Annotated in this window: 18 protein-coding genes; 9 read left to right on the top strand and 9 right to left on the bottom strand. The window is 68.0% G+C overall.

The features are described 5' to 3' along the window. Positions 1 to 19: 19 nt before the first annotated feature. Together ACFVVC_RS17030 and ACFVVC_RS17025 are read right to left on the bottom strand one after the other, a co-directional pair. Positions 20 to 1,117 carry a tartrate dehydrogenase gene (locus tag ACFVVC_RS17030; protein ID WP_387455832.1) on the bottom strand — a complete coding sequence of 366 codons (1,098 nt, stop codon included), beginning with the start codon at positions 1,115 to 1,117 and terminating at the stop codon, positions 20 to 22. 149 nt (positions 1,118 to 1,266) lie between these two features. Then, positions 1,267 to 2,151 (bottom strand): LysR family transcriptional regulator, encoded by an 885-nt coding sequence (locus ACFVVC_RS17025; RefSeq protein WP_387455829.1) that lies wholly within the window; start codon positions 2,149 to 2,151, stop codon positions 1,267 to 1,269. A 185-nt stretch (positions 2,152 to 2,336) separates the two neighbouring features. Here ACFVVC_RS17025 and ACFVVC_RS17020 point away from each other — a divergent pair, with 185 nt between their 5' ends. Together ACFVVC_RS17020 and ACFVVC_RS17015 are read left to right on the top strand one after the other, a co-directional pair. Next, the gene (locus tag ACFVVC_RS17020) at positions 2,337 to 3,224 is read left to right on the top strand and encodes a GAF domain-containing protein (protein ID WP_387455826.1); all 888 of its coding nucleotides are present in this window, start codon (positions 2,337 to 2,339) and stop codon (positions 3,222 to 3,224) included. Next, a complete protein-coding gene (locus tag ACFVVC_RS17015) occupies positions 3,221 to 4,141 on the top strand; it encodes an SGNH/GDSL hydrolase family protein (protein ID WP_387455823.1) in 921 nt (306 codons plus the stop codon). Before ACFVVC_RS17020 ends, ACFVVC_RS17015 begins: the two co-directional genes overlap by 4 nt. Before the next feature lie 13 nt (positions 4,142 to 4,154). On the opposite strand, the gene ACFVVC_RS17010 is transcribed toward ACFVVC_RS17015, so the two are convergent. Beyond that, on the bottom strand, positions 4,155 to 5,507 hold the full coding sequence (locus ACFVVC_RS17010) for a uracil-xanthine permease family protein (RefSeq protein ID WP_387455820.1): 1,353 nt from the start codon (positions 5,505 to 5,507) through the stop codon (positions 4,155 to 4,157). 198 nt (positions 5,508 to 5,705) lie between these two features. On the opposite strand from ACFVVC_RS17010, the gene ACFVVC_RS17005 reads away from it, so the two are divergent. Next, on the top strand, positions 5,706 to 6,311 hold the full coding sequence (locus ACFVVC_RS17005; RefSeq protein WP_387455817.1) for a malonic semialdehyde reductase: 606 nt from the start codon (positions 5,706 to 5,708) through the stop codon (positions 6,309 to 6,311). An 83-nt stretch (positions 6,312 to 6,394) separates the two neighbouring features. Here the strand turns inward: ACFVVC_RS17005 and pgm are convergent, their stop codons facing one another. Further along, positions 6,395 to 8,056, bottom strand: coding sequence for a phosphoglucomutase (alpha-D-glucose-1,6-bisphosphate-dependent) (gene pgm, locus ACFVVC_RS17000; protein WP_387455815.1), 1,662 nt, complete (start codon positions 8,054 to 8,056; stop codon positions 6,395 to 6,397). Positions 8,057 to 8,295: 239 nt separating this feature from the next. Between pgm and ACFVVC_RS16995 the strand changes: the two genes are divergently transcribed. After that, positions 8,296 to 9,213: a nuclease-related domain-containing protein gene (locus ACFVVC_RS16995; RefSeq protein ID WP_387455812.1), complete on the top strand. Its 918-nt coding sequence runs from the start codon at positions 8,296 to 8,298 to the stop codon at positions 9,211 to 9,213. On the opposite strand, the gene ACFVVC_RS16990 is transcribed toward ACFVVC_RS16995, so the two are convergent. Next, complete coding sequence (locus ACFVVC_RS16990; RefSeq protein ID WP_387455809.1) at positions 9,173 to 10,114, bottom strand: LysR family transcriptional regulator ArgP; 942 nt, start codon at positions 10,112 to 10,114, stop codon at positions 9,173 to 9,175. The two genes, ACFVVC_RS16995 and ACFVVC_RS16990, sit on opposite strands and share 41 nt — an antisense overlap. 71 nt (positions 10,115 to 10,185) lie before the next feature. On the opposite strand from ACFVVC_RS16990, the gene ACFVVC_RS16985 reads away from it, so the two are divergent. Further along, positions 10,186 to 10,782, top strand: coding sequence for a LysE/ArgO family amino acid transporter (locus ACFVVC_RS16985; RefSeq protein WP_387455806.1), 597 nt, complete (start codon positions 10,186 to 10,188; stop codon positions 10,780 to 10,782). A gap of 35 nt (positions 10,783 to 10,817) precedes the next feature. Continuing rightward, positions 10,818 to 11,336 carry a DUF4190 domain-containing protein gene (locus ACFVVC_RS16980; RefSeq protein WP_387455803.1) on the top strand — a complete coding sequence of 173 codons (519 nt, stop codon included), beginning with the start codon at positions 10,818 to 10,820 and terminating at the stop codon, positions 11,334 to 11,336. Between the two features lie 135 nt (positions 11,337 to 11,471). On the opposite strand, the gene ACFVVC_RS16975 is transcribed toward ACFVVC_RS16980, so the two are convergent. Continuing rightward, entirely contained in the window at positions 11,472 to 12,170 is a 699-nt protein-coding gene (locus ACFVVC_RS16975; protein ID WP_387455800.1) for a FadR/GntR family transcriptional regulator, read from the bottom strand. Between the two features lie 129 nt (positions 12,171 to 12,299). On the opposite strand from ACFVVC_RS16975, the gene ACFVVC_RS16970 reads away from it, so the two are divergent. Genes ACFVVC_RS16970 through ACFVVC_RS16960 form a run of 3 tightly spaced genes read left to right on the top strand, consistent with a single transcriptional unit; the run spans position 12,300 to position 16,467 of the window. Then, on the top strand, positions 12,300 to 13,667 hold the full coding sequence (locus tag ACFVVC_RS16970) for an SLC13 family permease (protein WP_387455797.1): 1,368 nt from the start codon (positions 12,300 to 12,302) through the stop codon (positions 13,665 to 13,667). A 57-nt stretch (positions 13,668 to 13,724) separates the two neighbouring features. Further along, entirely contained in the window at positions 13,725 to 14,939 is a 1,215-nt protein-coding gene (locus tag ACFVVC_RS16965; RefSeq protein ID WP_387455794.1) for a CaiB/BaiF CoA transferase family protein, read from the top strand. Between the two features lies 1 nt (position 14,940). Beyond that, positions 14,941 to 16,467 carry a carboxyl transferase domain-containing protein gene (locus ACFVVC_RS16960; protein ID WP_387455791.1) on the top strand — a complete coding sequence of 509 codons (1,527 nt, stop codon included), beginning with the start codon at positions 14,941 to 14,943 and terminating at the stop codon, positions 16,465 to 16,467. 60 nt (positions 16,468 to 16,527) lie between these two features. Here the strand turns inward: ACFVVC_RS16960 and ACFVVC_RS16955 are convergent, their stop codons facing one another. The 3 genes from ACFVVC_RS16955 to ACFVVC_RS16945 form a co-directional block, all read right to left on the bottom strand. Then, on the bottom strand, positions 16,528 to 17,025 hold the full coding sequence (locus ACFVVC_RS16955; RefSeq protein ID WP_387455788.1) for a lipopolysaccharide assembly LapA domain-containing protein: 498 nt from the start codon (positions 17,023 to 17,025) through the stop codon (positions 16,528 to 16,530). A 505-nt stretch (positions 17,026 to 17,530) separates the two neighbouring features. After that, positions 17,531 to 17,758: a hypothetical protein gene (locus tag ACFVVC_RS16950; protein WP_387455786.1), complete on the bottom strand. Its 228-nt coding sequence runs from the start codon at positions 17,756 to 17,758 to the stop codon at positions 17,531 to 17,533. A gap of 137 nt (positions 17,759 to 17,895) precedes the next feature. After that, positions 17,896 to 19,302 carry an amidase gene (locus ACFVVC_RS16945; RefSeq protein ID WP_387455783.1) on the bottom strand — a complete coding sequence of 469 codons (1,407 nt, stop codon included), beginning with the start codon at positions 19,300 to 19,302 and terminating at the stop codon, positions 17,896 to 17,898. Between the last annotated feature and the right edge of the window lie 7 nt (positions 19,303 to 19,309).

Below are 19,309 nucleotides of genomic sequence, written 5' to 3'. Positions count from 1 at the left end.
CCTCCGCTGAAATGAGTGGTTAGACCACTGCCGGCGCGAGCGTCAAGGCTTTGATGATGGCTTCGGTGACGTCCTTGGTGTTTGCTTTGCCCCCCACGTCGCGCGTCAGGTGGCCGGCTCCGGTGGCCGCTTCGATGGCGGCTTCCACCTGGCGGGCTTCCGCGTGCAGGCCGAAGTGGTCCAGCATCAGGGCGGCGCTGGCGATGGCGCCGATCGGGTTGCTGATGCCCTGGCCGGCGATGTCCGGGGCGGAGCCGTGGACGGGTTCGAACATGGACGGGAAGCGGCGCTCCGGGTTCAGGTTGGCGCTGGCCGCCAGGCCCAGGCTGCCGGCCAGGGCCGAGCCCAGGTCCGAGAGGATGTCGGCGTTCAGGTTGGAGGCGACGACGACGGAGAGGTCCTCGGGCTTGAGGATGAACTTAGCGCTCATGGCATCCACCAGGACGCTTTCGGTCTGGACATCCGGGTAGTCCAGGGCGACGCGGTTGAAGACCTCGTCCCACAAGACCATCCCGTACTGCTGCGCATTGGACTTGGTGACCGAGGAAACCTTCTTGACGGCCCGGGTCCGGGCCAGGTCGAAGGCGAACCGCATGATGCGCTCGCAGCCCTTCTCGGTGAACAGCGCGGTCTGCAGCGCCACCTCGTTGCCGGGGCCGCGCCCACTGAGGTTCCGGCCGCCGAGGCCGGCGTACTCACCCTCGCTGTTCTCGCGGACCACCACCCAGTCCAGTTCGGTAGTGTCGGCCTTGCGGAGTGGAGACTGCACGCCGGGGAGGAACTTCACCGGGCGGATGTTGGCCCACTGGTCAAAGTTCTGGGTGATGTTCAGGCGCAAGCCCCAGAGACTGATGTGGTCCGGGACGTTTTCCCAGCCGACGGCGCCGAAGTAGATGGCGTCGAAGTCCTTCAGGGCGTCCAGGCCCTTGGGGTCCATCATCTGGCCGGTCCTGGCGTAGTACTCGCTGCCCCAAGGGAACTCGGTCCAGTCGAACGCGAACTTCCCGTTCGAGTTTCGGGCCAGGGCGTCCAGGACGCGGCGGCCGGCGGATACCACTTCCTTGCCCACGCCGTCGGCCGGGATCGAAGCGATGCTGAATGTCTGGTTGGCGCTCATTTGCCTACCTCCTCGTTGAGTGCTTTGCAGTGTGCGGGTGTCGGCCCGGTCACACTGTTTTCTTCCTCTTCAAGTAGACGGGCGCGGCGGGTGGGGCGTCCAAGACCAAGATTCGATCCGACAGATAGGCTGCGCCTATCGATGGGCGGCTATTCCGCGTGGTCCTTGGCCACCTGCAGGAAGGCGCGCGCCGCGGGCGTGAGGTCGTCCTTGCGGCTCAGGATGGCCACCTCCAAGTGGGAAACCGGCTCGATCAGGAGCGTGCGCAGGCCGGCCTTCCCGGCTGTGGGGGCCCACGAGGAAGGCATCACCGCGTGCCCCACCCCTGCCAGCACCAGGGGCAGGACCGAGGTGCGGTGGGCCACTTCCACCACGATCTCGGCATTGACCCCGCGCGCCAGGGCATCGTCCACCAGCCAGCGCATCAGGGAACCCCGCTGGCTGGCGATGAGCCGGTGCCCGTTCAGGTCCTCCCGCGCGATGGCATCTCCCGGGCCGAAAGTGTCTGCCTGCGGATTGACGATCAGGATCAGCGGCTGGCGCTCCAGCTCAAGCACTTCCACCCCGGCCACGCGGATGGCGGTGGCAGAACCGGCCAGCCCGATCTCGGTGCTGCCGTTGCGCACCGATTCGATGACCTCCTCCGGCGTGAAGGCGGCCTCCACGTTCAACCTGACCGACGGGTAGGACCGGGTGAAAGCGGCGATCATGGAGGTCAGGGGTTCAATTCCGGGTGAGGGCATGGTGACGATGTCCAGCTGCCCGCTGCGAACGCCGCGCAGTGCCTGAACGGCGGATTGCGCGGCGTCCAGGTCCCGCATCACCAGCCGGGCCGGCCCCACCAGTTCCTTGCCCGCGTCGCTGAGGACGGCGCGGCGGCCAATCCGGTGGAACAGCGGAACCCCCAGCTCCTTTTCCAGGCCCGCGATGGTCTGGGACAGCGAGGGCTGGGCGATCAACAGGTGTTCGGCCGCGCGGTTGAACCCGCCGTGGTCCACCACCGCCAGGAAATACTTCAGTTTCCGGGTGTCCAAACGGGGCTCCTCTCCGGCCGGTCCTGTGCTGCGGTGCAGCTGTTGCCGCACAGGGGGACCATATCAGCGAACCATTGCCCCCTCATTGGCTTATCTCTGCTGCCACTCCCGCCAGGGCCCGGTTCGGACGTATTCTTGGAACCAGGTTTTGTAGTAGGCCGAAGCGCTTCGAACAGGGCTGGAACATGGCGGCTGAACCTTCGGGGCAGGTTGGCTGGGGGCTGCTTCCAGTTACCCCGGAGCCGGTTTTCGACACCAAGGATGTCGAAGCCTTCCTCCGGGAAGTCACCCATGACTTCATGAGCGAAATCAAGGGTGAACACCGCGGTATCGGCTGGGCCGCCACGCTCTTCCGCCTGGGCCAGGGACGCACCCTTGCGGCCAGCACGGAGCAGGCGTGGGACGCCGACCGGGAACAGTGCTCGTTCGCCGACGGGCCCGTCATGGAGGCCTTGCGCACCGAGGCATTCGTCCTGGTATCGGATCTCAGCCGTGACCGGCGGTGGCCCGGGTACGCGAGTGCGGCGTCGGGCCACGGGGTGCAGTCGATGCTTTCCGTGCCCGTCATGTCTGAAGGCGGGACGAGCGCCGCCATCACCTTCTACGCGGGCGTGCCGCACGCGTTTACCAGCGACGACCTGGTCAGGATCCAGGGCTATGCGCGCCAGACGGCCCGGGCCCTTCGCCTTGTGTTCCGCGTGGCCGAGAGGGCGGAAACGACGGCGGGCCTCGCCGTCGTCCAAAGCTCCCTGGTCCTGGTGGACCTGGCCGTGCGCAGCCTCACCAGCGAATACGGCCTCAGCAGGGAGGCCGCGCTGCTTTTCCTGCAGACGCAGGCATTGCACCATGAGCTTGACCTCCGGGACGCGGCCCTGAACGTCGTGGCCCCGGGGACCGGCCGGGACCGGAGCGGCGCACCGCCGTCCACGTTGCGGCAGGAAGCGTACGACGGCGTCGCGGAGCTTCCGCGTCCGTCGGCGGCGGGGCGGGGCTTTCCAACCGGAAAGCAACCCCGCAGGAACGCTGCGGTGAAGACGGAAACCCCGCCTCCCGCAGAAGGGAGGACAGCATGACCATCCAGAAGCAGGAGCCGCGTTTCATCGCGGACGGGCCGGAGGGCCACCCCTGGCACCGGTTCGTTGCCCTGGGAGACTCCTACACCGAAGGAATCGGCGACCCGGAACCGCTCAGCCTGGGCGGCCTCCGTGGTTGGGCGGACCGTGTGGCCGAGGAGCTGGCGTCCGGCCGCCCCGACTTTGCGTACGCCAACCTGGCCATCCGGGGAATGCTGCTGCGGCAGATCCTGGACGGGCAACTGGCCGCGGCGCTGTCCCTGAAACCGGATCTTGTTGCCATTGCCGCTGGTGGCAACGACATCATCTTCAGGCACGGCGATCCCGACAAGCTGGCCGGGAAGCTGGACCAGGCCATCGGCACGCTCGCAGCCACCGGTGCCACCGTGCTCCTGTTTGCGGGCCCGGACTGGGGCAACACGCCGGTGTTCGGCAAGATCCGCGGCCGCGTGGCCATCTACAACGAGCACCTGCACACCATCGGGGCCCGGCACCACACCATCATGGTTGACCTGTGGTGCCTGCCGGAACTCCAGCACGCGTCAATGTGGGACCCGGACCGGCTGCATCTGTCACCGCTGGGCCACCATGCCGTGGCCGCGGCAACCCTGGATGCGCTGGGCGTGGAGCATGCGCTCAAGCCGTTGCAGCCCAGGCCGCTGCCGGCGCACGGGTGGACGCAAGCCCGGGCCGAGGACCTGGTGTGGGCGCGGCAGTATTTCATGCCGTGGGTGCTCAAGCAGTTGCGGCCGCACCAGGCCGACGCGCTGGCGGCGAAGCGGCCGCAGCCCGGCCCGGTCTTCGGCCAAGGCCTCCCCGGCCCGTTCCCGCCGGGACACCCGGCCAAGGGTTCGGAGATGGGCCCCGGCCCGGCAGCCGGCGGGCCGGACGCGAGGGCGGTGAACCGGGTGGCCTGACGCCGGCCGGGGGTCAGCGCTTCCTGGGTGACCGCTTCGAGGCTGCATTCATGGCAGCCTTGACCGCCGGGGGCAGTCCTGCCTGCTCGGTTTCCGGCTCGGCCGCTGTTCCCCGGGCCTTCGCGATGGCCCGCATGCCGTGGTAGATCACCAGCGCGGCGGCCGAACCCAGGGCGATGCCGGTGAACTTGAGGTCGCCGATGGTCCAGGTGTAGTCGGCGATCCCGATGATCAGGGCCACGGCCGCGGTGGTCAGGTTGACCGGATTGGCGAAGTTCACCTTGTTCTGCACCCAGATCTTTACGCCCAGGATGCCGATCATGCCGTACAGCATGGTGGCCGCGCCGCCCAGGACGCCGGCCGGGACGGTGGCAATCAGTTCGCCGAACTTGGGTGAGAAGCTCAGCAGGATCGCGAACATGCCGGCCACCCAGTAGGCCGCCGTCGAATACACCTTGGTTGCCGCCATGACGCCGATGTTCTCGGCGTAGGTGGTGGTGCCCGAGCCCCCGCCAAGGCCGGCGAGGACCGTTGCGGCGCCGTCAGCCATCAGCGCCCGGCCGGAGACGCCGTCGAGGTTTTGCCCTGTCATGGCGGCAACCGACTTCACGTGGCCGATGTTCTCTGCCACCAGCACCAGGACCACCGGGACGAACAGCCCCAGCACGCCGAGGTGGAACTCGGGGGTCTGGAAATGCGGCAGGCCAACCCAGGCGGCGGCGTCCATCTTGTCGTAGGCCACCTCGCCCCGGAGCATGGCCACCAGGTAACCCACCACGACGCCCACCAGGATGCTGAGCCGGCCGAGGATCCCGCGGAACAGGACGCTGACCAGGATGATCGTGGCCAGCGTGACGACGGCGGTGATGGGTGCGGCGTCGAAGTTCTGCTTGGCTGCGGGGGCGAGGTTCAGGCCGATCAACGCGACGATGGCTCCGGTGACGATGGGCGGCATCAACCGGTTGATCCACCCGGCGCCGAACTTCTGCACCACGGCACCCACTAGGGCGAGGGTGGCGCCGGCGAGCACCACGCCGCCCAGCGCGCCCGGGATGCCGAACTGTGCCTGGGAGGCCGTGATGGGCGCGATGAACGCAAAGCTGGAGCCGAGGTAGCTGGGCACCCGGCCCTTGGTGACCACCAGGAACAGCAGTGTTCCGATGCCGGAGAAGAACAGCGTGGTGGCCGGCGGCATCCCGGTGATGATGGGCACCAGGAAGGTGGCGCCGAACATGGCCACCACGTGCTGCATGCCCACGCCGATGGTCAGGGGCCAGGCCAGCCGCTCATCCGGGGCCACCACCTGTCCGGGCTTGATGGTTTTGCCGGTGCCGTGCAGCTTCCATTTGATTCCGAGCATGCTCATGGGAAGGAATGCCTTTCAGGGGTGCCGCGAGGGGGCGAAGGATAACTCGGTCCAGAATACCGCCAAGTATTTCGCTGCCGTCCGATGTGGCGAACGTCACCTGCCGTCACGGGAAGAGGAACCAAGCAGTTGAAGTTGCAACTATGGAAAGCAAAGAGGCCACCCCGGGAAGCGGGCGGCACAGCGAAAGGTAAGCCAATGACCATTGCCCACGAAGAAGCGATTATCGATTCGGCAGCCGTGGACGCGATCTTCGCCCAGGCCCGCACCGCCAACACGTTCAGCGGCGAGGTAACCGAGGAGCAGGCGCAGGCCATCTACGAACTGACCAAGTTCGGGCCCACCGCCTTCAACTCCCAGCCGCTGCGCGTCACGTACGTCCGCTCGCCCGAAGCCCGCGCCACCCTGGTGGATGCGCTGTCCCGCGGCAACCAGGCCAAGACCGCGTCGGCTCCGCTGGTGGCCATCCTCAGCTACGACACCGACTGGGCGGGCAAGTGGGACAGCTTCCTGCCCGGCTACAACGCCCCCAAGGCCATGTACGACGCCGACCCCGAGCTCGCCGCCGCGACGGGCAACAACAACGCCCACCTGCAGGCCGGCTACTTCATCCTGGCCGTCCGCTCACTCGGCTTCGCCGCCGGCCCGATGACCGGCGCCGACTTCAAGGCCATCGACGCCGCCTTCTTCCCCGCCGGCGACCAGAAGAGCTTCCTGGTGGTCAACATCGGGGAGCCCGGTGAGGAAGCCTGGGGCGAGGCGAAGCCCAAGTACTCCTACGACGACGCGGTCCGCACCGTCTGACGCCCCATCACGTTCCGCGGTCAAACACGAACGCCCCATCACTTGGTGACGGGGCGTTCGTGCTTAACCTGTGGGGCGTCCGCTCAGGCGATGACGCTGTCCACCAGCGCCTTGGCCTCCGCCTGCACCTGCTTGAGGTGGTCCTCGCCCTTGAAGGACTCGGCGTAGATCTTGTACACGTCCTCGGTGCCGGACGGGCGGGCGGCGAACCAGGCGTTCTCGGTGACCACTTTCAGGCCGCCGATGGCCGCACCGTTGCCGGGTGCCTCGGTGAGCTTGGCAGTGATCGCCTCGCCGGCCAGCTCGGTGGCCGTGACGTCCGCGGCGGAGAGCTTGCCCAGCTTTGACTTCTGCTCACGCGTGGCGGCTGCGTCAATGCGGGCATAAACCGGGGCGCCGAACTGATCCGTCAGCCCCTTGTACAGCTGCGACGGCGACTTCCCGGTCACGGCCGTGATCTCGGAGGCCAGCAGTGCCAGCAGGATTCCGTCCTTGTCAGTGGTCCACACGCTGCCGTCCAGTTTGTTGAAGGATGCGCCGGCGGATTCCTCGCCACCGAACGCACCCTCACCGGAGAGCAGGCCGGGGACGAACCACTTGAAGCCCACCGGGACCTCCACCAGCTTGCGGCCCAGGCTCTCCGCCACCCGGTCGATGATCGAGGAGGACACCAGGGTCTTGCCCACCACGGATTCGGGGTTCCAGCCGCTCCGGTTGCGGTAGAGGTAGTCGATGGCGACCGCGAGGTAGTGGTTTGGGTTCATCAGGCCGCCGTCGGGGGTCACGATCCCGTGACGGTCGGCGTCGGCGTCGTTGCCGGTGGCAACATCGAACGGTACGGACCCGTCGGCACCCACGGACATCCGGCTGATCAGGGACGCCATGGCGGACGGCGAGGAGCAGTCCATCCGGATCTTCTCGTCCCAGTCCAGGGTCATGAAGGCCCACTGCGGGTCCACAGTGGGGTTCACCACGGTGAGATTAAGGTGGTGCCGCTCGGCGATTTCGCCCCAGTAGTCCACGGACGCGCCGCCCATGGGGTCGGCGCCGATGCGGACTCCGGCTTCGCGGATGGCGTCCAGGTTCAGGACGGACGGAAGGTCATCCACGTAGCTGCTCAGGAAATCGAACTTGCCCGTGGTGTCCGCCGCCTGCGCGTCGGCCAGGGGGATCCGCTTGACGCCGCGCAGGCCGTTCTCCAGCAGTTCGTTGGCGCGGTTGGCGATCCAGCCGGTGGCGTCCGAGTCCGCGGGTCCGCCGTGCGGGGGGTTGTACTTGAAGCCGCCATCGGCGGGCGGGTTGTGGCTGGGGGTCACCACGATCCCGTCAGCCTGCGGGGCCCCCGGCGCGGCCTTGCGGTTGTACGTGAGGATGGCGTGGCTCAGGGCAGGGGTGGGAGTGTAGCCGTGACGGGCGTCCACCAGCACGTGGACGCCGTTGGCGGCGAGCACCTCCAGGGCGGAGTTCTGCGCCGGTTCACTCAAGGCGTGGGTGTCCTTGGCCAGGAACAGCGGGCCGGTGACGCCCTGCGCCGCCCGGTATTCCACGATCGCCTGGGTGATGGCCACGATGTGCTGCTCATTGAAGGACGCCTTGAGGCTGGAGCCCCGGTGCCCGGAGGTGCCGAACACCACGCGCTGGCCGGGATCACCCAGGTCCGGCGCGATGTCGTAATACGCGTCAAGGAGCGCAGTGATGTCAACAAGGTCCTGGGGTTGGGCAACTGTACCCGCGCGGCTAGCCATGGGACCAGCATGCCAGAACCTGGCGGGAGTCAAAACGAATTGCCCAGGATCCGGACGCTGTGAGACGCAATGACGTCACCAACCAAGTAGTCCACCTGAGTACAGGGCCGTGAAAGTACCTATATACCGGCCCTTCAGCGCCCTGCTATTTTCAAGAAAATTCCAGGCACGCAAGCGAAAGCAACGGACGACGGCGGCACCGCCGATCGTCCCGTCCGGCAAGGAAGCGGGGACGTCCAATGGGGGCAGGAGACGGGGCAGCCGAGCAGTCCAGGCTCGCTGCCGAACGCGTTGCCAGGCTGAAGCGCCAGCTGGATGAGGCCGAACGTTCCACCAAGGCCTGGGACGCCGGAGCCCTGGGCGAACGGGTGGTGGCGGACAAGCTCAGCGAACTGGTCCCTCGTGGCTGGTACCTGCTCCACGATGTCCACTGGCCGGGCCGGCCCAAGGCCAATCTTGACCATGTCCTGGTGGGCCCCGGCGGGGTGGTGGTGGTGGATTCGAAGAACTGGACCGGCGAAGTGCGCGTGGTGTCCGGAGTGCTCTGGCAAGGCCGCTACGCCCGGACCCAGGCCGTGGAGGGGGCGCTGGCCCAGTGCGCCGCCGTCGCCTCGGTGCTGGCCCCCCAGCACCGCCGCCTGGTGCGTCCGCTCATCTGCATGGCGGCGCAGCCGGACCTCTTCGGGGTGACCGCCTCCGATGTGGCCGTGGCGGGTTCCCACCGGGTGGTGCGGACCATCGAGGCGCTTCCGCCGGTGCTGGACGCGCAGGCGGTAGTGGGGTTGTATGAACAACTGGGCCAGCAGCTCACCCATGAACAAGAGCCCGGCATCACGGCCCTGCGGAACGTCCGCCCCGGCACCGTGGTGCGCCCGGCAGGGGCGCTGCCGCCTGCCGGCCCCGCGGCGGGTCCGGCGGAAGGGCGCAGGCCCGTTGACGGCACCGGCCGCAGCGGAAGCATGTCCCGGCATCCGGCCGGCCGCAACCTGCCTGCTGGCGGATCCCGGGCAGGAGCGCCGGCAGGCGTCCCGGCAGGAGCGGCCCGGCGGGGCGGGAAAGCCAAAGCGCACCGCAGCGGTACCAGCGGGGGGAAGCTGGCGCTCCTGGCGGCCTTCGTCATTTTTGCCGTTTATATCCTGCCCTACTTGGCCCGCTGACGGCCGGCCGCCCGCTGACTTCCGGCCCGCTGCCGGGGCGCAGCCGGTCTTTGGCTGCGGTCCGGACCGCTCGGGTGATCCGGTTGAGCCCGTCCGAATCGAGGGTCCAGGCCTGCCAGTAGAGGGCCACATCCTGGTAATCGTCATCCAGCCGGACCAGGGTGCCGTCCGAAAGCCCATCCGTGAGCTGGAGCTCGGGGATCATGCCCCAGCCCAAGCCCGCCTTGACCGCCGCGAAGAATCCCTCCGACGACGGTACGGTGTGCGTGGGGGGAGGCTGCCCGATGCCTTTGGCCGCCAGCAGCTGCTGCTGGAGGTTGTCCTTGGCGTTGAACTTCAGGACGGGCATGGCTGCCCAGTCCACACTGCCGGAGGCTGCAAACCGGCGCTGCAGCCCGGCACTGGCCACCGGGATGTACCGCATGGAACCGAGCATTTCTGCCCGGCACCCGCTGACGGGCACAGGATCAGAGGTCACGGCGCCCATCACGTCTCCCTCGCGGAGCAGCTGGCTGCTGTAGCCCTGGTCTTCAACACGCAGGTCCAGGACGGCGTCCTCCCAGCCGGCAGCCCGGTGGAGGACGGGGACAAACCAGGTGGCCAGGGAATCCGCGTTGATGGCCACGGGAAGGTGGGCGCGGGCGGGTGGCCCCGCGCCGAGCGCTGCCGACGTCTCCGCCTCCAGCACCTGCACCTGCCGTGCCATGCGCAGCAGCAGGGCGCCGGCGTCCGTGGTGGTGCAGGGCAGGCGGCGGCGGACCAGGACCTGGCCTACGGCTCCCTCGAGTGCCTTGATCCGTTGGCTGACAGCTGACGGCGTGATCCGCAGGAGGTCGGCGGCAGCCTCAAACGTCCCTTCGTCAATGACCGCGGTCAGGGCTTTGAGATGCTCCAAGTTCATGAAGCTATTCTAATGCGTACGCAGAATCCGTTATTTGCCTACATATCCCGCCGGACCCTACCGTCTTAGTCATGTGGACCTCGTGGATTACCGGAATGCTGACCGGGCTGGCGCTCATCGTGGCGATCGGCGCCCAGAACGCGTTCGTGCTGCGGCAGGGGATCCGCCGCGAACACATCGGCTTGGTGGTGGCGGTATGCATGGGCGGTGACGCGCTGCTGATCGTGGGCGGTACCGCCGGCATCGGGGCAGTGGTGACCCGTTTTCCGGAGGCACTGGAAGTCCTGCGGTGGGCAGGGGCCGCCTACCTGCTGTGGTTCGCAGTGCGGTCCTTCAGGGCGGCAGCGAAGCCGTCAGCGCTGGCGGAGCAGGCACCCCGGTCCAAGCATTCGGTGCTCGCCACCACGGCCGCACTCACGTTCCTGAACCCCCACGTCTACCTGGACACCGTGGTGCTGCTCGGCAGCGTGGCCAACCAGCAGGGACCGGACCTGCGCTGGGCCTTTGCCGCCGGCGCCGTGGCCGGAAGCATCCTGTGGTTCTCGGTGTTGGGTTACGGGGCACGGGCCCTGGCGGGCGTCCTGGGCAGCCCGCGCACCTGGCGCTGGATTGATGCCGGCATCGGTGTATTGATGATGGTGCTGGCCGTCAGCCTGGTCCTGCACTGAAGTAGGCTGGAGCCAGATCCGCAGGGGGAGAAACCATGACTGACCAGCCGTCCCAGGGGCCCGACGACCAGCGCCCTGACCAGCAGGGCAACGATGCGCCGTGGCCCAGCTACCGGCCGCCGGCCCAGTACGGCCAGACGCAGTATGGACAAGGCCACTATGGGCAGTCCCAGTACGGTCCAACCTACAACCAGGGCCAGTGGAACCAGTCCCAGTACAACCAGTCCCAGTACAACCAGTCGCAGTACGGCCAAGGGCAGTACTTTGGCCAGCCGGCTTACTACGGCAGTCCGGCCGAGCCGAAGACCCTGAGTATCGCCAGTATGGTCTGCGGCATCGCATCGGTCATCATGGGGTGGCTGCTCCTACCCCAGCTGGCCGCCATCATTACCGGCCACCTCGCCCTCAGGCGCGAGCCGTCCGGCAAGGGGATGTCCATCTCCGGCCTGGTGCTGGGCTATCTTTGCCTGCTGGGCTACGGCGCCATCTGGTTGATGCTCATCATCGGCCTGACCGTCGCCAGCACCACCGGTTCGAATTCGGGGACTTTCTAGGCGCACTGCCCCGCCGCGGGCCGCTAACGGTCGGCCTCGAGAAAAGTCCCCTCCGGATGGACAACTCCCCTGCACATGACAGGGGGACTGGTCCATGCCGCGGGGAGTTGCCGCTGGGAACCCGGCGGGGTGCCGCTAGCGGAGCAGTTCCACGTCCGAGACGAGGTCGATATGCGCCAGCATGGCCTCTGTCGCCGCGGCCGGATCCTGCGCGCGGATGGCGTCGGCGATCCGGCGGTGGGAGGCCAGTGACTGTTCCGGACGCCCTGGCTGGCCCAGCGATTCCATCCGGGTTTCCAGGATCATCTCGGCGATGAAGGCCATTAGCTGCGCCAGCACGGAGGAGTGCGCCGCCGCGGTGATGGCCTGGTGGAAGAGTTCATCGCCATGGGTGCCGCGGTCGCCGTCGTTGATCTCCCGCGCCATGACGTCCAGGGCGTCGTCGATGGCGGCGAGATCGGCCTCGGTCCGGCGTTCGGCGGCCAGTGCCGCGAGCTTCCCTTCCAGCGTGCTGCGTGCTTCGACGATCTCCGGCAGCCGGCTTTGGTGCTCGCGGAGGCCCTTGATGACGGATGCCACGCTGGGGCGCCGTGCCAGGACTGCGCCGGTGCCGTGCTGCACGTCGATCACGCCCAGCACTTCGAGGGCCACCAGGGCCTGGGCCAGGGTGGCACGGGAAACTCCCAGCCGCTCGGCAAGGTCGCGTTCTGCGGGCAGCAGGTCTCCGGGGCGGAGCTGGGCGGACTCGATGTAGGCGAGGATCTGCTCCACCAGCTGCTCATAGAGCCGGGGGCGCGAGACCCGTTCCAGGCCTGCCCGTGCCGTCTTTTCCACAGTTCCTCCCGAGGTTCTCGAACCAGAATACCTCCTGCATCTATTGACAGATAGACTCACTGTCTAAGAGGCTAGTCCAGTGAGCCAGTAACTCACGTCACATTCTTTCGTTCCAATGGAGGACCAACGATGTCCGCTCCTGTCTTATCGATCATCATCCTGGCGGCGATGTTCCTGCTCGCCACCGTCCTGCCCCTCAATATGGGCGCCCTCGCCTTCGTGGGCGCCTTCCTGCTTGGCTCCCTGGTGCTGGGCATGTCCACCAACGACATCCTTGCCAACTTCCCCGGCGGCCTCTTCCTGACGATCGTCGGCGTCACCTACCTGTTCGCCATTGCGCAAAACAACGGCACCATCGACCTCCTGGTCCGGGGAGCCGTCAAGCTGGTGGGCAGCCGCGTTGCCCTGATCCCCTGGGTCATGTTCGCCATCACCGCAGTGATCACGGCCGTCGGCGCACTGTCTCCCGCCGCCGTCGCCATCATTGCCCCCATTGCCCTCAGCTTCGCCGGGAAGTACAAGATCAGCCCGCTGCTGATGGGCATGATGGTGATCCACGGCGCCCAGGCCGGCGGCTTCTCGCCCATCGCCGTCTACGGCGTCACGGTCAACGGCATCATCGCCAAGACCGATCTCGCCTTCAGCCCGGCCGCACTCTTCCTCTCAAGCTTCATCTTCAACCTGGTCATCTCCCTGGTCCTCTTCGTCGTCCTGGGCGGCAGGAACCTCATGTCCTCCAAGGTGGGTCAATTCGTGGAGCAGGCCGCCGAGGCCAGGATGGCAGTCAGCGTCGGCGCGAAAGCCGGCACCGACGTTCCGTTCAAGGGCTTCGGCTCCGGCATGTACGGCCCGCGTGACCCTGCAGGCGACGGCGTCGCGGCCACCAAGGAGCGCAAGGAGCGGATTCCGCAACTGGTCACCATTGGAGGCCTGATCGTGCTGGCCGTCGTGGCCCTCGGCTTCAAGATGGACGTCGGCTTCGTGTCCATCACCATCGCGATCGTCCTTGCGCTGGTCTCACCCGCAGCCCAGAAGGGTGCCATCAACAAGATCAGCTGGTCCACCGTGCTGCTGATCTGCGGCATGCTGACCTTCGTCGGCGTCCTGGAAGAAGCCGGCACCATCGAATTCGTCTCCAGCGGCGTGGCCGGCATGGGAATGCCGCTGCTGGCAGCCCTCATCATCTGCTTCATCGGCGCCATCGTGTCCGCCTTCGCCTCCTCCACCGCCATCCTGGCAGCCCTCATCCCGCTGGCCGTGCCCTTCCTCTCCACCGGTGAGATCGGCGCCGTCGGCGTCATCTGCGCGCTCGCGGTCTCCGCAACGATCGTGGACGTCTCCCCGTTCTCCACCAACGGCGCCCTGGTCCTGGCCAACGCCCCGGAGGGGGTGGACAAGGACCGGTTCTACAAGAAGATCCTCGGCTACAGCGGCATCGTGATCGTGGCCGGACCCATCCTGGCCTGGCTGGCGCTGGTGGTCCCCGGCTGGCTCTAGCCGGCGCAGCCGCCCGGCACCACACGCCGCCCGTACTTGAGAAAGGAAACCCAGCACATGAGCACAGCCGAAAATTCCCGAGGCCCCCTGGCCGGGCACACCGTCGTCGACCTGAGCCGCGCACTGGCGGGCCCTCACGCCGGCATGATGCTGGCGGACCTCGGCGCCCGCGTGATCAAGGTGGAAAACCCCGGCACCGGGGATGACACCCGTGGCTGGGGGCCGCCCTTCGTGGGCCCGGAAGACGACCTGCAGTCCACCTATTTCATGTCCTGCAACCGCAACAAGGAATCCATCAGCCTGGACCTCAAGAGCCAGGACGGGCAGGCGGTGCTGCGTGGGCTGCTGGAACGTGCGGACGTGGTGATCGAGAACTTCCGTCCCGGCGTGATGGACCGGCTGGGCTTCTCCACGGCCGCCATCCATGAGCTCAACCCCCGGCTGGTGATCCTGTCCATCACGGGCTTCGGCCATGACGGGCCCGAATCCCGGCGCAGCGGCTACGACCAGATCCTGCAGGGCGAGGCCGGACTCATGTCCCTCACCGGCTCCGGGCCGGAGGACCCCCAGCGCGTCGGGGTCCCCATCGCCGACCTCCTCGCCGGCATGAACGGCGCCTTCGGCGTGCTGGCGGCGCTGGTGGAACGGGACCGCACCGGCCGCGGCCAGGTGGTCCGCACCTCCCTCCTGGCGTCGCTGATTGGCGTCCACGCCTTCCAGGGCACCCGGACCACCGTGGCCGGCGAGGTTCCACAGGCGCAGGGCAACCATCACCCATCCATCGCCCCTTACGGGCTGTTCACCTGCAAGGACGGCAGCGTGCAGATCAGCGTCGGCAGCGAGAAGCTCTGGGCTGCCTTCGCCGCTGCCTTCGGCCTGGACCCGGCCGCGCCGGGGTTCGCCAGCAACGCCGAAAGGGTGCGGAACCGCAGCGCGGTGATTGCCGCCGTCGAACACGCTTTCGCCGGCTACGGCGCGGCGGAACTGCTGGAGAAACTGAACGACGCCGGGATCCCGGCAGGGAAGGTGCGCTCGCTGGACGAGGTGTACGCGTGGGACCAGGTGGCCTCCCAGGGGCTGGTGGTGGACGTCGAGCATCCATTGCTCGGAACTGTCAGCCTCCCCGGGCCCCCGCTGCGGTTCTTCGGACAAGGGGACACCGCCGAAACCACCCTGACGGACCATGCAGCTCCGCCGCTGCTGGACGCGGACGGACCCGCAATCCGGGAGTGGCTCGGTTTGCCGGCTCCGGTGGCGGCCGGGGTGAACTAGCATGCCAACCACCGAGAAAGTGCGGCACCTGCGCGCCGCCGAACTGATCGACGCCGTGGTGGACCAGGATTCGTTTGTCTCCTGGGATACGCCGCCGCACCAACCGGCGTTGTCCGAAGAGTATGCCCGTGACCTGGCCAAGGCCCGCGAACGCAGCGGCGCCGATGAATCGGTACTTACCGGTGCCGGACTCATCCGCGGCCGCCGGGTGGCGCTGATCGTCAGCGAGTTTTCCTTCCTGGCCGGCTCCATCGGCCACGCCGCGGCTCAGCGGATCGTTGCCGCCGTCGAACGGGCCACCGCGGAAGGCCTGCCGCTGCTGGCCGGCCCCGCCTCCGGCGGAACCCGGATGCAGGAGGGGACCCCAGCGTTCCTGTCCATGGTGAAAATCACCGGAGCCGTCCGGGCGCACCGCCAGGCAGGCCTGCCCTACCTGGTCTACCTCCGCCATCCCACCACCGGCGGCGTGATGGCATCCTGGGGGTCGCTGGGCCACATCAATGTTGCCGAACCGGGCGCCCTGCTGGGATTCCTGGGGCCCCGCGTGTTCGAGGCGCTGTACGGGGAGTCCTTTCCGGACAACGTGCAGGTAGCGGAAAACCTCTTCCACAAGGGGCTGATCGACGGCGTCGTGAAGCCCGAGGACCTCGCGGAACTGGTGGCCAGGGCGCTGGACATCCTGGCCCCGCGCCGGGAGGCAACGTCAGGGACCGTGATCCGGCCCGCTGCGCCGGCCACCCTGGCCGTGCGGCCGGCCCCCGTTGATGCCTGGACATCGATCGGGATTTCACGCAGGCCGCGGCGGCCGGACCTGCGCCAGCTCCTCAAGTTCGGCGCCAGCGACGCCCTGCCGCTGAACGGGACGGGGCAGGGGGAAAAGGACCCCGGATTGCTGCTGGCGCTCGCCAGGTTCGGCAGCCGGTCCTGCATTGTGCTCGGCCATGCCCGCCCGCTGCGCAAGGACGCCGCCGGAATGGGGCCCGGGTCATTGCGGGAAGCGCGCCGCGGCATGAAGCTGGCCGAAGAACTGCGGCTTCCCCTCCTCACGGTCATCGACACCGCCGGCGCCGCGCTCTCGCAGGAAGCCGAGGAGGGCGGGCTCGCCGGCGAGATCGCACGCTCCTTGTATGAACTGATTGGCCTGGAATCGCCGTCGGTCTCGGTGCTGCTTGGCCAGGGGGCTGGGGGAGGGGCGTTGGCGCTGCTGCCCGCGGACAGGACCATCGCCGCGCAGCACAGCTGGCTGTCGCCGCTGCCGCCCGAGGGCGCCAGCGCCATCGTGCACCGCACCACGGCCTTCGCGCCCGGGATGGCGCAGGCGCAGGGGGTCAATGTGGCGGCGCTGTATGCGAACGGACTGGTGGACCACATCGTTGACGAGCGCGACGACGCGTCCCTGGAGCCGCGCGAATTCTGTGCCCGGATGGCCCGTGCCATTGAATACGAACTCGCGTCCGTTGCCGACATCCCCGTGGCGGGGCTGGTGGGGGCCCGGTTCCGGAAGTACCGGAACCTGGGCGGCAACTGACGCACCGCACGGCTGGGGCCGCCGGCGAGTTTGCTGCGGTGGCTCCGGGCGTGGTTTGCCCTAGCGCCGCTGCCGGATCTTGGCGCGGTGGGCGTTGGCGCGCAGTTGCAGGATGCGTGCCCCGCCTGCAACGGCCACCAGCACGCCGCCGCTGACGGCAGCAATGAAGAGCGCCATGCCCAGCGGGACGGAACCCTCCAAGCCCAGGAACTTAACCATGGCCTGTTCCTGGTTCTGCAGGATGAAGATGATCAGCAGGATCAACAGCACCAGGGCGGCGACGACGCCGACCCAGATGACGCCGGCGCGGGTGACTTTCCGTTCGGGTGTTCCGCCGCCGGCCGCAGCTGTTCCGGTGGCAGGTGTTCCTTGCGTTGCCGGTGTTCCCGTCGCCGCAGCGGTTCCGGGGGCATCCGGTGCGTAGGATGGCGCGGCGGACGGCGCGGCACCGTAGGTTGCCCCCCGGTTCCCTGCCGGCCGGTCCGCGTTCGATGACATTGCGCCCACATCCGGGTCAGGCTGGCTGTTCGGTCCTGGCGTGTACTGTCCTTCGCTCATGCCCGTTTCCTTTCGCAGAATGCTAAGCATGCTTACGATGCAACCATAGACGCCCGCGTTGCCGCAGCACAACGAGCGCGCCGCGAGCGGCCCGGCGGCCCCATGCTGGGGGCGCCGACAGGATTGCACCGGGACAGGATGCAGGAACCGATGGGGAGGGCCCCTGGAGGCCCTCCCTCGGCCCGGTCCGGCTCATGGCCGTCCGGACATCAGACCCGCTCTTTGTTCCGTTCGCCGGTAGGCGTTCCCGGCGCAGGCGTCCTGCGCCAGTTCGGGAAGGCCCAGAAGGTGAATTCCGGTGCTTTGGCCGGTTTCTCCGGAGTTTCGTGGGTCTCAGGCCGCTCTTCAGGCCGGCGCCTGGGTTCTTTCCTGGCGCCCCACCCGAAGTCCTTGCTTGATGAATAGCACATCACAGACCTCCTCTTGGTGACTGCCCTTTAATCGTCCTCCGCATCGGCTGTGGAGTCGATAGCGGGGCAGGGGCAGTGGCCTGGCGCCATGACCATCAGCGGCCGCCGGCCACCACATCCTGCGCCTCCTGCGGGCGGTGGAACTCGCAGGGGCCGCCGTGGCGCAGCGGAAGGAGGCAGGCCCGGCCTGTGGGCAAGTGCACCAGAGCGCAGCGGCCGGTCATGGCCAGGTCTTCCCTGACGTTGGAGTTGCTCAGGTCCGGCCGCCCGTCGTCTGCGGTTTCGGTGGGGCCGGCGCCGGTGGCGCGCTGGTCAGCATTCATGGTGGTGCAACTCCTCATTGGGCGGAAAGGCAGATGGAGGGTGCGAAAAGGTGGTTTTTCCAGTGTGCGCCGCAGGGGTTACCGCCGGGTTAAGCGGGCGTTAGGTTCAGGTCAACAACAGCACACCGCCACGGTGCCTAGAAGCCCAGTTGATGCGCCACCTGCAGCAGGAGGGCCTCCGAGCCCATGGGGCCCACCAGTTGGACGCCCATCGGAAGTCCGCTGCCGGTGGCTCCTCCGGTCCAGTGGACAGGGACCGTGATGGCCGGCAGTCCGCACACGTTAACCATCGAGGACCACGGCGCATATTCGCACTGCTTCCGGTAGTCGCCGTCGGCATCTCCTGGCCACTGTACGGCCGGCCAGCGCCCGCCGCCGTGGCTGGTCCCGGTGAACCAGCCCACCGGGCGGGGTGTCTGCGCCAGCGCGGGCATTAACATCAGGTCCCACTGGCCGTACTGCGCAACGGTGTCGTGCTGGAACTGCCGCAGGAACGCCAGGGCTTCGGCAAGCTTCGCCGGGCTGCGTTGCTGGGCGCGCCGCCGGAACGTCCGGGTCAGGGGCGCCAGCAGCGCTTCACGGGAAGGGCTGATCCGTGCCGAACCGACTCCTGCCGTCCACGCGGTGGTGAAGGCATCGGGATAGCGGTTGTCGTACCGCACGGCAGCTTCGGCCAGGGTGTGGCCGGCGTGTTCCAGGAGCCTTTCGCCTGCCCTGAGGGCGTCGAGCGCTTCCTGTTCGATGCTGAAGGGGAACGTGCCGGACCATGGACTCTCCAGTGTGACGCCGATCCTCAACGGCGGCGGCTCCTGGCCGATGGCCGCGAGGTATTCGTGCCCGGGTGCGACGGCGTCCATCATCAGCGCGGCATCTTTGGCGTTCCGGGCAAGGGGGCCCGGGACCACCAGCCGGGCGGGGTCACCGCCGCTTTCCCCGGCAGCCACCAGCCCGCGGCCCGGCTTCAGCCCCACCAGGCCGCAGGCGGCTGCCGGAATCCTGACTGAACCACCGCCGTCGGTCCCCGGCGCGAAGGGCAGCAATCCCGCCGCCACGGCGGCAGCGCTGCCGCCGGAGGAGCCGCCCGAACTCCTGCTGGGTGCGTGCGGATTGCGCGACGGCGGCGCGATGCGGTTTTCGCTGTAGGCCGTCAGGCCGAACTCGGGCACTTGGGTCTTGCCCAGGGAAACCACGCCCGTTTCCTTGAGGAGGGCCACCAGGGGAGCGTCCGCGGGAGCGGGTTTATGCTCGACGGCGGCACTTCCGTGGGTGGTCACCACGCCGGCCACATCGGTGAGGTCCTTGAAACCCAGCGGCATGCCGTGCAGCAGCGGCAAGGCTTCGGTGTCGGCGTGGGAGTGCAGGTCATCAGCAGCCAGGGCCTGTTCCATGGCCTGGTCCGCGGTGACGGTGATGAAGGCTCCCAGCAGTGGATTGTGCTGGCCGATGCGCGCCAGGAAATGCGCGGTGGCGTCAGCAGCGGACACGGTCCCGCCGCGCAGGAGGTTCCGCAGGTCCAGTGCCGGCAGCTCGTGGAGTTCAGCCAAGGACCCG

The sequence above is a fragment of the Pseudarthrobacter sp. NPDC058196 genome, from assembly GCF_042882685.1.
In the GTDB taxonomy this organism is placed as follows: domain Bacteria; phylum Actinomycetota; class Actinomycetes; order Actinomycetales; family Micrococcaceae; genus Arthrobacter.
Note: the sequence above shows the minus strand (reverse complement) of the source record. Positions and strands in the feature narration are given on the sequence as shown.